This window comes from Oscillospiraceae bacterium MB08-C2-2, assembly GCA_035621215.1.
GTDB lineage: Bacteria > Bacillota > Clostridia > Oscillospirales > Ruminococcaceae > WRAV01.
Genome location: CP141729.1, coordinates 445,652 through 458,162, shown reverse-complemented (window position 1 = coordinate 458,162; position 12,511 = coordinate 445,652). Strand labels below are relative to the sequence as shown.

Genomic DNA, 12,511 nt, shown 5'->3' with positions numbered 1-12,511 from the left:
GTTTCACACCTCCCTTGCCATAACCCTGACCTGCAAATAGCCCAGTGCAGGGTCGGTATCAATCCGGGGGAACAGCCCCCGCTTTTCAAGCTCCTTTGTATTTTTGCGGTGCTGCCCCGCCATTTTGGAGGGCGAGCCCGGCTCCACAGTCAATAAAATTCGACCACTAAGGCCCTGTATATCAGCCGCTTCCAGTGCCCTGTTCAGGAAAATTTCCCCCTCGCACAGCTCCCGAAATGCGGGATGATAAGGCCCCGCCACCAGACTGCTTTCCAATAGCTCCGCTGCCTGCAAACCCATACGGATGACCGTAATATCCCGCTCTGTAAAAAAACACAGCAGCTTTGCGCCCAGCGAAACAGCCTGTTCCAAGGTTTGAGGCTGATAGCGGCCCTGCCGGTATAAATCGGCAAGATGAGTGCCTTCCAGCACCAGTGCCGGGTATATCCGCAGCTGGGAAGGTTCGAGAGCCGCCAGCTCCCGGGCTGTTTCCATAGCCGTATCATCAGTATCCCCCGGTAACCCAGTCATCATTTGCAGTCCCAGCGAAATCCCCTGCTCCCGAATCAGGGCAGCGGCCTTTCGGGTTTGCTCTGCGGTGTGACCCCTGCCGCTTTCAGCCAGCACCCGGTCGTTCATAGACTGAGCACCCAGCTCCACAGTGGTCACCCCATAACTGCCAAGGAGGGCAACCATATCCCGGCAAATAGCATCCGGACGGGTGGAAACCCGAATCCCCGAAAAGCCCCCTTCCCCCAGAAAAGGGGCGGCGGCTTCTAAAAGAGAGATCATATACTGCCGGTCAATGGCGGTAAAACTGCCGCCGAAAAAGGCAATCTGGGCATTTTGCGCTTCACTGCCCAATTGGCGGCAAGACTGTTCCAGCAGTGCTGTTACCTTTTGGGGAGAGGGCGGTTCGGCTGTGCCCGAAATGCGCCTTTGATCGCAGAAGCTGCACTGATGCGGGCAGCCCAGATGGGGTACAAAAACAGGGATATTCCGATGCTTCATCCTTGCCCCATAAGGCTCAGTGCTTCCCGGGCAGCCTCCTGCTCGGCGCTTTTTTTGCTGCGCCCGGCACCTTTGCCAATCACATTGGAATTGAGGCGAACCTCCACCTCAAAGCGCTTGTCGTGATCGGGACCGCTTTCATGCACTGTGACATACGAAAGGGTTTCCTGCGGGTTTTGCTGCACAATTTCTTGAAGCAGAGTCTTATAATCCTGCGCCGCTGCATCCTTTTCTTCCGCCAAAAAGTCCTCCACAAAAGGAAGGATAAACTTGGCCGCCTGCTCGGTGCCGCCGTCCAGATAAATGGCGGCGATCAGGGCTTCAAAGGCATCGGCCAGTATAGAAGGGCGGCTGCGCCCTCCCATCATTTCCTCGCCCTTGCCCAGCATCAGCTCCTGCCCCAGTGAAATCTTCTGAGCAAACTCACACAGGGCCTTTTCGCAAACCATGGAGGCCCGCAGCTTGGTCAAGTCGCCCTCGGCCAGATGAAACCGCTTAAACAAGTAATCGGACACCACAATGGAAAGCACCGCATCCCCCAGAAACTCCTGCCGCTCATTGTTCTGTTGCCCCCGCTTGGTTTCGTTGGCATAAGAAGAATGGGTAAGAGCGATGTTCAGGTAATCGATGTTTTTGAAGGTATAACCAATTCTGCTTTGGAGTTCCCCGTGTTTGTCAGACACCTTGCTCCTCCTTTTTTTCTGCGGCCAGAGCGGTAATACCCCGGCTGATCACATCCACCACATTGTTTTCATGATACAGCTTGGCCTGCCGAATGGCATTCTTGATTGCCTTGGCATTGGAGCTGCCATGGGCTTTGATAACCGGCTTGGCAATACCCATGAGGGGTGCGCCGCCGTATTCGGTGTAATCCATCTGGGCTTTAAAATCCTTTACACCACCCTGAATCAGCAGAGCGCCGATTTTGGTGGTGAGGTTTTTCAGCAAAATTCCCTTGAGGGAACGGGAGAAGAAGGAAGCCATGCCCTCGGTGAGCTTGAGGACAATGTTGCCCACAAAGCCATCTGCCACCGCCACATCACACCCGCCAAGAGGCAAGTCTCTCGCCTCCACATTGCCGGTAAAGTGGAAGGGTGCCTTTTCCATGAGGCCGTAGGCATCCAGCTGTAAATCAAGGCCCTTGGTTCTTTCGGCTCCGATGTTGACAAGGCCCACCCGGGGGTTCTTGACACCCTGAATGCCCTCCATATAGGCGGAGCCCATCAGGCCGAACTGCACCAGCATTTCCGGCCGGCACTCGGCGTTGGCACCAATATCCAGCAGCATATAGCAGCCTTCTGCACAGGGGATCACCGTTCCCAAGGCCGCACGCTTAACCCCTTTGATACGCTTAACAATAAAGGTGGCTCCCACAACGGCGGCACCGGTGCTGCCCGCTGTGATAAAGGCATCCCCTTCGCCTTCTGCCAAGCGCTGGAGGCCCACAGCCATGGAGCAGTCGGCATAAGATTTAAGAATCTCGGAAGGATCGGCCTCCACCGGGATCACATTCTGGCAATCCACAATTTCCATACCGGTCAGGTCAACGCTGTTTTCCTCTGCCACCCGGCGAATATCCTGTTCATCGCCGGTGAGCATCACCGAAACGCCCAGCTCGGAAACGGCCATGGCCGCTCCTTTAAGAATCTCCAGCGGGGCATTGTCGCCGCCATAGGCATCAAGGATTACTTTCATCGCTGTCACCATCCTTCAAGGTTTTTTCCAGAGAGGCAATTGCCCTCTGGGCAATCTGTTCATAGCGCAGAGCCTTTTCCTTCACCCGCTCCGGCAAAGGAGGCAGCAGCCCCATATTGGCTCCCATGGGCTGGAATTTTTCCACACCGGGATCGCTGATATAGGCAGTTAACGCCCCCAGCATGGTATCCTCCGGCAGAATAAGAGCATGCTTGCCGCCCAGCTTGCGAGCTAAATTTTGGCCAGCTAAAATTCCCGAAGCGGCCGATTCCATATAACCCTCCACGCCGGTGATCTGACCGGCAAAATAAAGCTCCGGCCTTTTTTGCAGGCTGAAATCGCTGCTAAGGAGGCGTGGCGAATCCAAAAAGGTGTTGCGGTGCATGACACCATATCGGACAAACTCGGCGTTTTCAAGGCCGGGTATCATGGAAAACACCCGCTTCTGCTCGGGGAACTTCAGGTTGGTCTGAAAGCCCACCAGATTGTAAAGGGTTCCCCCTGTATTTTCCTGCCGAAGCTGAACAACCGCCCACGGTCTGTGGCCGGTTTCGGGGTTGGTAAGGCCCACCGGCTTCATGGGGCCAAAACGCAGGGTATCGGGGCCTCGTTTGGCCATGATCTCCACCGGCATACAGCCCTCGTAAACCGTTAAGGGGCGCTGCTCAAAATCCCGCAGCTCCACACCCTGAGCGGAAACAAGAGCCTCATAAAAAGCTTCGTATTCCTCCCGGTTAAAGGGACAGTTGATGTAATCCGCTTCTCCCCGGCCATACCGGGCGGCAAAAAAGACCCGGTCGGTATCCAGCGACTGGGCCGTGACAATAGGAGCAGCCGCATCAAAAAAGCTTAAAGTATCCCCGCCGCAGTAGTCGGCAATATCCGCCGCCAATGCATCTGAGGTGAGGGGGCCGGTTGCGACAATGACATTTCCCGAGCGGGGAAGCTTTTCCACCTCGCCCTCCCGCACCTGAATGAGGGGGTGACTGCGTATATGGGAGGTAACCAGATCAGAGAAGGCGGTGCGATCCACTGCCAGCGCTCCGCCGGCTCCCACTGCGGTTTTATAGGCACACTCCACAGTCAGCGAGCCTAAGCGGCGCATTTCTTCTTTGAGCAAACCAGCCGCCGAACCAAGGCGGGAGGCCTTGAGGGAATTGGAGCAAACCAGCTCCGCAAACCCGCTGTGGGTATGAGCCGGGGAATACTTTTGGGGCTTCATCTCCCAAAGGGTAACCGCAATGCCGGCCTGAGCTAAGGCCCAAGCGGCCTCACAGCCTGCAAGGCCCGCTCCAATGATCTCTACACCGCTCATTCCTTAGGGTCCTTCTCATAGCCGCAGCCTTCCTTGAGGCAGTAAATTTTGCCGCCACGGCCCATTTTGCGGAAGAGGGTGCTGCCACATTTGGGGCAGGGATCGGAAAGGGGCTTATCCCAGGTCATAAAGCCGCAGGTGGGGTTATCCTCACAACCGAAATACCCCTTGCCCGCCTTGCTCTTTTTAGCCAAAACCTTTTTGCCGCAGACCGGGCAAAGGCCGCCGGTCTCCTGCACAATTTTCTTTGTATTCTTGCATTCAGGATAGCCCGGGCAAGCCAAAAACTTGCCAAACCGACCCATCTTGATCACCATATTGCGGCCGCACAGCTCGCAGACCACATCGGTTTCTTCCACCGGAATTTTAACCCGGGTGCCTTCCATATTCTTTTCCGCCTGCTCCAAATTGCCTGCGAAATCGCCATAAAAGGTACCCAGCATCCCAACCCAGTCGGTTTTGCCTTCCTCCACGTCATCCAGCTGTTGTTCCATCTGGGCAGTGAAATCCGCATCTACGATTTTGGCAAACTGTTCTTCCATGAGCTGGGTGGTTACTTCGCCCAAAATTGTCGGTTTGAGAGCCTTGGCTTCCCGCTCCACATAGCCACGGTTAAGAACTGTGCTGATGGTGGGTGCATAGGTGCTGGGGCGGCCAATGCCGTTTTCCTCCATGGTTTTGATGAGAGAGGCCTCTGTATACCGCGGCGGTGGCTGGGTAAAGTGCTGATTAGGCAGGATTTCCTTGGCTGTTACAGGCTGGCCCTCCTCCATGGGAGGCAGCGCACCGGAGGATTCCTCCCCTTCTTCATCCTTTACAGTATCATACAGGCGGGTGAAGCCGTCAAACTTAACGGTAAAGCCGGAGGCGGTAAAGAGATAATCATCCCCACCTGTGATTTTGACAGAAATGGTGTCCAGCAAAGCGTTGCTCATCTGGCAAGCCACAAAGCGCTCCCAAATCAGCTTATAGAGCTTATACTGCTCGGAGGTCAGGCTGGATTTCACCTTTTCCGGGGTCAACTCGGGAGAAGTGGGGCGAACAGCCTCATGAGCATCCTGTGAATTTTTCTTGGATTTATAAACCCGCACACTGGGGGGCAGATACTCCTTGCCGTAGGCGCTTTCAATAAAGCTGGTCACTTCGGTGATGGCCTCGGCGGAAATGCGCAGGCTGTCGGTTCTCATATAGGTAATCAAACCGATGGCACCCAGGCCCTCGATCTCCACGCCTTCATACAGCTCCTGAGCCGCCTTCATGGTGCGCCGGGATTGATATCCCAGCTTCTTGGAAGCCTCCTGCTGTAAGGTGGAGGTGGTAAACGGCGGCGGCGGGGATTTGCGACGAACTGATTTTTTTAGCTCGGAAATGACAAAGTCAGCCCCCTCCAAACCCTTTACAATGGTCTGGGCGGCTTCCTCATTTTTAATGGTCAGTTTTTTCCCCTTATGGGAATGAAGCTTGGCAGCAAAAGGCTTTTTGGAGGATTTGGCCAGCATCTGGGCATCGACAGTCCAGTATTCCTCCGATTTAAAGGCTCGAATTTCCTTTTCCCGATCTACAATCAGGCGTACCGCCACCGACTGTACCCGGCCCGCCGAAAGGCCCTTGCGAACCTTGCGCCAGAGAAAAGGGCTCAGCTTATAGCCGACGATACGATCCAGAATGCGGCGGGTCTGCTGGGCATTCACCAAATCCTGATCAATTTTGCGGGGAGCAGCCATGCCCTCCTTGATACCGCTTTTGGTAATTTCGTTAAAGGTAACCCGGTTATCCGATTCCAAATCCAAATTCAGCAAATGGGCAAGATGCCACGAAATGGCTTCTCCCTCGCGATCCGGGTCAGTTGCCAGATAAACCTGATCGCTTTTCCTCGCTTCTTTTTTCAGGGTCTTGACCAGTGTTTCCTTGCCTTTTATTTCTTCATATTGAGGCGTGAAGTTATTCTCCACATCCACACCCAGCTTGCTCTTGGGCAAATCCCGGATATGGCCGTTTGAAGCCAAAACCTCAAAATCCTTGCCCAAATACTTCTGGATGGTTTTCGCCTTGGCAGGCGACTCCACAATAACCAGCTTTGACATAGTATGATAAGCCTCCCGTGCGCTATGGTCAAACCGGCCGAGGGCCAGACCGGAATAAAACGCCAAATTTTCACCGGCGCTGGCCGATGAATTGTAAATAGCCAATAATACCCGCGGAAATCTCCGCAAAACAGGCCGCTTGTTTCCCAGCCATTGAAAAATGTTGATTAAAAGCTTATATCAGCATTTTTCAACAACCGGGCAATGTGAATTTTCAGAGCATTCCAACAGGCAACCAGCGTGTATCCCCAAAGGCTGCCCACTGATCAGACAAGGGAAAACCGTCTGCCGGGATACCCCTGAATTAAACCATAAATTTCAAGTTCCGTCAATGCCGACAGAATGATTCCTATTTCCAAATCCACCTGTGCGGCGATTTCGTCTATGCTCACCGGGTCGCTGTGAATCTGCTCATAGATCAAACGAGCCGATTCGCCCAGCTCCTGCGGCAAAGGCAATGGCTGCTTTTGAGACAGCGGCATTTCTTCGTTTGCAGGTGCATTGTTAATAGAAAACCCCATTTGCTCGAATTTATACATATGCTCCACAGGTTTTTCGGCTGTGAACTCCTTATATTCCGCCCAAACATCCGCTGCCGTGGTCACGATTCGGGCACCTTCGCCAATGAGCTTGTTGCAGCCCTTGGAGCAGCCGGAAAAAATATCACCGGGAACAGCAAAAACATCCCGGCCCTGCTCCAATGCGTGATTGGCGGTAATCAAAGAACCGCTGCGCAAATTTGCTTCAACCACCACCACACCGTGGGACATGCCGGAAACCAAACGATTTCGTACAGGGAAATGAGGCGATATAGGCGGCATTCCCAGTGGATATTCGGTAACCACCGCACCATTTTGGCTCATAGCCCTTTTCAGGACTCCACTCCCCTTGGGATAATCCACATCAATGCCGCAGCCCAGCACACCAATGGTTTTTCCGCCAGCCTCCAGTGCAGCACTGTGGCAAATGGTATCAATTCCTTTGGCCAATCCGCTGACAATCACCGCGCCGCTGGCGGCCAGCCCCCGACTGATTTCCCAGGCGGCCCGTTCACCGTAGGCACTGTGCTTGCGGGTTCCCACCATGCCGATGCAAAGGGAATCAGCCAAGCAGCTCAAATCTCCCTTGACATACAACGCCGCAGGATGGGAATAAATATACCGCAGCCGGCTGGGATAAAGAGGGTGATCCGGCGTGATGATGTCGCAGCCTTTTTTCAGGGTGCGGGCACAGATGTTTTCCGCTTTTTCTTGGCAGAGCACAGAAAGAGAGCGTTCCTTTGCGGTGAGCATAGCGGTGACTTGACCACCTGAGCGAAGGCCATCCAAAATTTCGCCGGGATGACTAAAATAGTGAAGAAAAAGCTCGGCTCGCCGGGTTCCAATCCCGAATACAAGCTGAAACCAAACCCAGTATGCCTGATTGGTCATGTCTTTTTCCTCCTTGCTGATTATCGGTGGTCGCACATCTCCCACAGCAGAATTCCCGCAGCCACACCGGCGTTGAGGGATTCAGCACGCCCCGCCATGGGGATCATCACCTGATGAGAGCACCTTTCCAGCAGCTCCTGCGAAAGTCCGTTGCCCTCGTTGCCGATGAGCAGACCGCAGCTCCCCTGAAAGGTCATCTGGGGAAGGGACTGTGCCTCTTGGCTCAGTGCCGAAGCATACAGCGCCACGCCTTTTTGGGCAAGGCGTTCCAGCAAAGCAGGCATGTCCGGGCAAAGAGCGATAGGCAAACGAAAAATCCCCCCCATAGCGCCTCTGAGCACCTTGGGGCTGTAAAGATCAGGGCAATCGGAGGAGATAAAAACACCATCCACCCCAAAGGCCTCGCTGGTGCGCAAAACAGTTCCCATATTTCCCGGGTCTTGCAGGGAACATAAAATCAAGTAGCGTCCATTTTCCTTTAGGAGGATATCCGCCTCCGTGTGAGGACGCTGTTTCCAGATGCAGAAAACGCCCTGAGGAGTCCGAGTATCGGATATCCGCAGGGCCAGCTCCTTGGCTATAAACAGGGTGTGAGCACCGGCGGCTTTCAATGGTTCCAGCTCCCGGTGCTTTTCGGCGGCCTGCGGGGTCATGCAGACTGATTCCAAATGCAGCCCACTTTCCAAGGCCTCCAAAGAAAGCTTGACCCCTTCGGTAACAAAGAGGCCGGTATTTTCCCGCTGCTTTTTTTGGCCCAGCAGCCGAACAATCTCCTTGACTTGAGCGTTATCCCGGGATGTCACGGTTTCCAAAGAAAAAAACTCCTAACCATGTCTCCAACTTGCGTGTTTGCAAGTGAATCAACCAAATAATGAAATACGCCCGATTCATAGTGACTCGAGCGTTTTACAAGCTATATTTAGGCGCGGGCAGCTTTTGCTTTTTCCACCAAAGCGGTGAAAGCAGCGGCATCATGAATGGCAATTTCCGAAATCATTTTGCGGTTGAGGGTTACACCAGCAATTTTCAGACCATTCATAAAGGTGGAGTAGTTCATGCCGTTCATTTTGCAGGCGGCAGAAATACGGGTGATCCACAGCTGACGGAAGTTTCTCTTTTTCTGCTTTCTTCCGATATAGGCATACTGACCAGATTTATAAACAGCCTGTTTGGCCATTTTAAAATGGGTGCTTTTCGCTCCATAATAACCTTTTGCCAGTTTTAATACTTTTTTCCTTCTCTTGCGAGTCATCATTGCTCCCTTAACACGAGCCATAACGAATACCTCCCTAATGTGGTTTTAAACGTAGTGTGTCAAGGCTTATTTATACGGAATCAGCAACTTGACGACCTTTGCGTTGGTTACATCGGCATAAGCGGCCTTGCGAAGCAATCTCTTGCGCTTGGTGGTCTTTTTGTTAAGAATGTGGCGTTTGTATGCCTGTGCTCTTTTAACCTTGCCATTCTTGGTGAGGTTAAAGCGTTTTTTTGCACCACTGTGGGTTTTCAACTTCGGCATGAGTGGTTCCTCCCTTTTAGATAAATCTACTTGGCTTTCGCAATTTTAGAGGTAATAAACATTACCATGCTGCGGCCTTCCATTTTCGGCAGCCTATCAATAGTCCCCACCTCAGCACAAGCCTCGGCAAAGCGCTTCATCATCCCCTGGCCAATCTCTGGGTGAGCCATTTCTCTGCCCCGAAAACGAATTGATACCTTGACCTTATCACCGTTGCCCAAAAACTTCAAAGCGTTTTTCAGCTTAGTTTCAAAATCGTGTGTATCGATATTCAAAGAAAGCCGCACTTCCTTGGTTTCGATGACCTTCTGGTTTTTACGGGCATCCTTCGTGCGCTTGGCCTCTTCGAACCGGTATTTACCGTAATCCATAACGCGGCACACAGGGGGTTCGGCCTGAGGAGCAATCTTCACAAGATCCAGATTCTTTTCGTTGGCGATCTGCATGGCTGTTTCAAGAGAAACAATGCCCAGCTGCTCGCTGTTTACACCAACAAGCCTGACCTCCTTATCACGAATCTCCTCATTGATAAGCAATTCCTTAATAGTAAGCACCTCCAAAATCACAGTTAGCCGCAAAGCGGCTCAAACAAATACAAAAGCACAGACGATACTTCGCCTGCGCTGACAATACAAAATATCCGACCGCCAAAAACGGCAAGATAAAAATCATATTGACCGCGTGTGGCAAAGTGGCCAACGGGTGAGAACCGAATCAATCTGTTCTGCTTTGTTTTAATTTATTTTATCAGATAACCGAAAGTTTGTCAAGGGGGATCAGTCCGCCTTTTTTAAGGCAGCTTTAAATGGAGGAAACTATAAAAAAACCGAACCACAAAGGTTTGGTCTACGATCTCCGGGCTGAGCCAGCGGGCATCTCCCCCGGTGATGAGAATCACAAAATACAGCCCCAGAGCCAAAAGCAGCAGATAAATCAGCCCTTGCGCCACTCCCATAACACCGCCCAAAAAGGTGTTGACCGTGCCCACCACCGGCAGATACTGCACAAAAGAAAGCAGCCCTGAGAACCGCCGCAGAATAAACAAAGCCAAAGAAAAAATAAGCATAAAGCTCAAGGATTGGAGCAAAGTCATCAAAGGCTCTGCAAGCACCTGATCCACCAGCAGCTCCGCCGCCTCCCGGGTTGTGGATGGGATAATGAAATCCTTCGGCACACCGCCGCCATAGCGCAAAAGCCCCCCCAGCATACCGGTGACCGACTGGGCAAGCCCACCTACGCCATCCAGCAGACCGGAGCTTTCAATCTGCTTTTCCACTGCCATCCGGGCCAGATCACGGCCAAACCATTCATACAGCCGTGGGGCCAGCAGCGGTGCACAATATTGAGAAAGCATAGCGGCCACAACACAGCTCAACAGCTCCAGCACCGCTCGGACAAAGCCCTTGCGTGCCGCTTTTTCCACGGCCCAAATGAGCACCAGCACCGCCAAAGCATCCCATAGCAGCCAAGTATATTGTGTCATCGTTCCCTCCCGGGTTTTCGCTCCCTTTTCACGGTTGCAATCCCAGCACCGCTATTTCTTCGTCGGTCAGGTAATAGAGCCTGTTTTTAACCGGTACAATGCGGCTGATATTACGGGTGTGAAATGCAGAGGTCTCGTTGAAATCGTAGTTATAAGTATAAAGCCCATCGTCATAGAGCAGGTAGATATTTTTAGAATCCAAGGCCATATCCCGGATGCGGTCGGAGCTGTGCAGCCCCGCACGCTGGATACCGGCCGTATCCACCACAGCCAAATCCTGGCTGCGGGTATCTTTATATTGCCCCAGCAGGAACAGCATGTTTTTGCCCTGTGAGCGGAAGGATATCAGAGGCTGATCTTCAAAGGAATAGCGGTTCAGCTCCAGCCCGGTGTCGGAGAAATTGACCCAGCTTTTATCGGTTACCACCGAAATGCGCTTATCCTCGGCAAAATCCACATTCAAAATCAATTCTTCAGTCAAAAGGATTTTAGCCACTTCTTTTTCGGCGTTGAGCCGATACAAATAGAGCACCGATTGCAGCATGCCATTCTGGGTGTTGAGGCAGGCCACCGCCAGCATTTTGCCGGAAGGTGAAACCGATACCCCGGTGACAATGTTCTCAGCGGAAAAAAACTGGTATATCTCCTTAAAGGAGCTGTCATAGACCAGCACCTGCGAAACATACTGCTGTGAGGAGGTAACCACCGCAAAATAGCCCTGCTCATTCATCGAGGCATACTGCACTCCGAAAGGAAAATCCTGTGCAAAAACCTCTTGAGAACGGCTGTGGATTGCAAGCCTTTTTGAGCCGATGGAATAAGTCAGAACTCGCTTGCCGCCCACGTCCATAATGGAATTGGAATTCATCTGCTGAACGCTGCTGATGATTTTACCCTTGGGGCTGTAAATATACAGATTGGTATCATTGAGCACGGCCAGATCGGTATCCAGCCCCTCCACGCTTATAATCTCCCCGCCCGGAACCGAAACCGGATAGCCTCCCCCGCCCAGTGAGCTGATATAATCGCTCAGGTGGGTGGTTGCGCCAATATCAATCAGATAGCTGTTGAGAAAAACCACACTGGCCAAAGCCAAGGCAACCCCACCCAGAATCAAAATCCGTTTGAGGGTTTCTTTGCGCTGCCGTTTTTTTCGCAGTTTTTGAAAATCCGTTGTGTTAGCCATCAAACCGCTCCATCAGCCTCAATTAATCCGGTTCCGCTACAGCCTGACCCGGTCATCGTAAAAAACCTCATCCAAAAAAAGCCCCTGTGCAGGCATGGTTTTACCGGCCAGCTCCCGGTTTTTGCTTTGGATAATTTCCGGTATGCCACCCCAAGGAATCCGCCCCATTGAAATAAACAGAAGCGTGCCCGCCATAATGCGCACCATATTGTAAAGAAAGCCATCCCCGGTAACAGTGAAGTGGATATATTCCCCCTGCCGGGTCACCTTGGCGCTGTAAATGGTCCGCACCCGATCCTCCAAATCCCCGCCTGTGGAGCAGAAACTGGAAAAATCATAGGTTCCCACATAATCCGCCGCTTCCCGGCTGAGAGCCGCTTCATCCAGCGGATGAGGCCAGCGGTAGCTGAGCCCGGGGGAAAAGGGGTCCTTGACCCGGCTGTTGAGGATGCGGTAAACATAGCGCTTGCCTGTGCAGTCATACCGGGCGTGAAAATCCAGCGGCATATCCCGGCAGGCGGTCACCGCCACATCCTCGGGCAGATAACGGTTGAGAGCCAGCACCAGCTTATCACAGGGAATGGCGCTTTCACACAGCATGGAAAGGCAAAACATATTGGCATGCACCCCTGCATCGGTGCGGGAGCAGCCCTTGATATCGGGGCGATTGCCCAAAATCTGCTCTACACTGTCCTGAAAGGCTTCCTGAACCGAAAGGGCATTTTTCTGTACCTGAAAGCCATGAAATCGTGTCCCGCAATAGCGCAGGGTAATCAAAAGATTCCGCA

General features: G+C 52.6%; 13 protein-coding genes. All 13 read right to left on the bottom strand.

Going from position 1 to position 12,511, the window contains the following annotated elements:
• Positions 1-3 precede the first annotated feature (3 nt).
• On the bottom strand, positions 4-1,011 hold the full coding sequence (locus U6B65_01940; GenBank protein ID WRS27912.1) for a radical SAM protein: 1,008 nt from the start codon (positions 1,009-1,011) through the stop codon (positions 4-6).
• Positions 1,008-1,694, bottom strand: a complete 687-nt coding sequence (gene rnc, locus U6B65_01935; GenBank protein ID WRS27911.1) for a ribonuclease III — start codon at positions 1,692-1,694, stop codon at positions 1,008-1,010. Before rnc ends, U6B65_01940 begins: the two co-directional genes overlap by 4 nt.
• The gene (plsX, locus tag U6B65_01930) at positions 1,687-2,706 is read right to left on the bottom strand and encodes a phosphate acyltransferase PlsX (GenBank protein WRS27910.1); all 1,020 of its coding nucleotides are present in this window, start codon (positions 2,704-2,706) and stop codon (positions 1,687-1,689) included. The genes rnc and plsX overlap by 8 nt, the downstream gene beginning before the upstream one ends.
• Positions 2,690-4,021 (bottom strand): methylenetetrahydrofolate--tRNA-(uracil(54)-C(5))-methyltransferase (FADH(2)-oxidizing) TrmFO, encoded by a 1,332-nt coding sequence (gene trmFO, locus U6B65_01925; protein WRS27909.1) that lies wholly within the window; start codon positions 4,019-4,021, stop codon positions 2,690-2,692. The genes plsX and trmFO overlap by 17 nt, the downstream gene beginning before the upstream one ends.
• Entirely contained in the window at positions 4,018-6,105 is a 2,088-nt protein-coding gene (topA, locus tag U6B65_01920; GenBank protein WRS27908.1) for a type I DNA topoisomerase, read from the bottom strand. Before topA ends, trmFO begins: the two co-directional genes overlap by 4 nt.
• Before the next feature lie 266 nt (positions 6,106-6,371).
• Positions 6,372-7,535 carry a DNA-processing protein DprA gene (gene dprA, locus U6B65_01915; protein WRS27907.1) on the bottom strand — a complete coding sequence of 388 codons (1,164 nt, stop codon included), beginning with the start codon at positions 7,533-7,535 and terminating at the stop codon, positions 6,372-6,374.
• 20 nt (positions 7,536-7,555) lie between these two features.
• On the bottom strand, positions 7,556-8,338 hold the full coding sequence (locus U6B65_01910; protein WRS28897.1) for an RNA methyltransferase: 783 nt from the start codon (positions 8,336-8,338) through the stop codon (positions 7,556-7,558).
• 116 nt (positions 8,339-8,454) lie between these two features.
• Positions 8,455-8,811: a 50S ribosomal protein L20 gene (gene rplT, locus U6B65_01905; protein WRS27906.1), complete on the bottom strand. Its 357-nt coding sequence runs from the start codon at positions 8,809-8,811 to the stop codon at positions 8,455-8,457.
• Between the two features lie 45 nt (positions 8,812-8,856).
• The gene (rpmI, locus tag U6B65_01900) at positions 8,857-9,054 is read right to left on the bottom strand and encodes a 50S ribosomal protein L35 (protein ID WRS27905.1); all 198 of its coding nucleotides are present in this window, start codon (positions 9,052-9,054) and stop codon (positions 8,857-8,859) included.
• Positions 9,055-9,080: 26 nt separating this feature from the next.
• Positions 9,081-9,614 (bottom strand): translation initiation factor IF-3, encoded by a 534-nt coding sequence (gene infC, locus U6B65_01895; protein ID WRS28896.1) that lies wholly within the window; start codon positions 9,612-9,614, stop codon positions 9,081-9,083.
• Positions 9,615-9,844: 230 nt separating this feature from the next.
• Complete coding sequence (locus tag U6B65_01890; protein ID WRS27904.1) at positions 9,845-10,537, bottom strand: CvpA family protein; 693 nt, start codon at positions 10,535-10,537, stop codon at positions 9,845-9,847.
• A gap of 28 nt (positions 10,538-10,565) precedes the next feature.
• Positions 10,566-11,723: a DUF5711 family protein gene (locus U6B65_01885; GenBank protein ID WRS27903.1), complete on the bottom strand. Its 1,158-nt coding sequence runs from the start codon at positions 11,721-11,723 to the stop codon at positions 10,566-10,568.
• Between the two features lie 36 nt (positions 11,724-11,759).
• Positions 11,760-12,500 (bottom strand): tRNA pseudouridine(38-40) synthase TruA, encoded by a 741-nt coding sequence (gene truA / locus U6B65_01880; protein WRS27902.1) that lies wholly within the window; start codon positions 12,498-12,500, stop codon positions 11,760-11,762.
• Positions 12,501-12,511 lie beyond the last annotated feature (11 nt).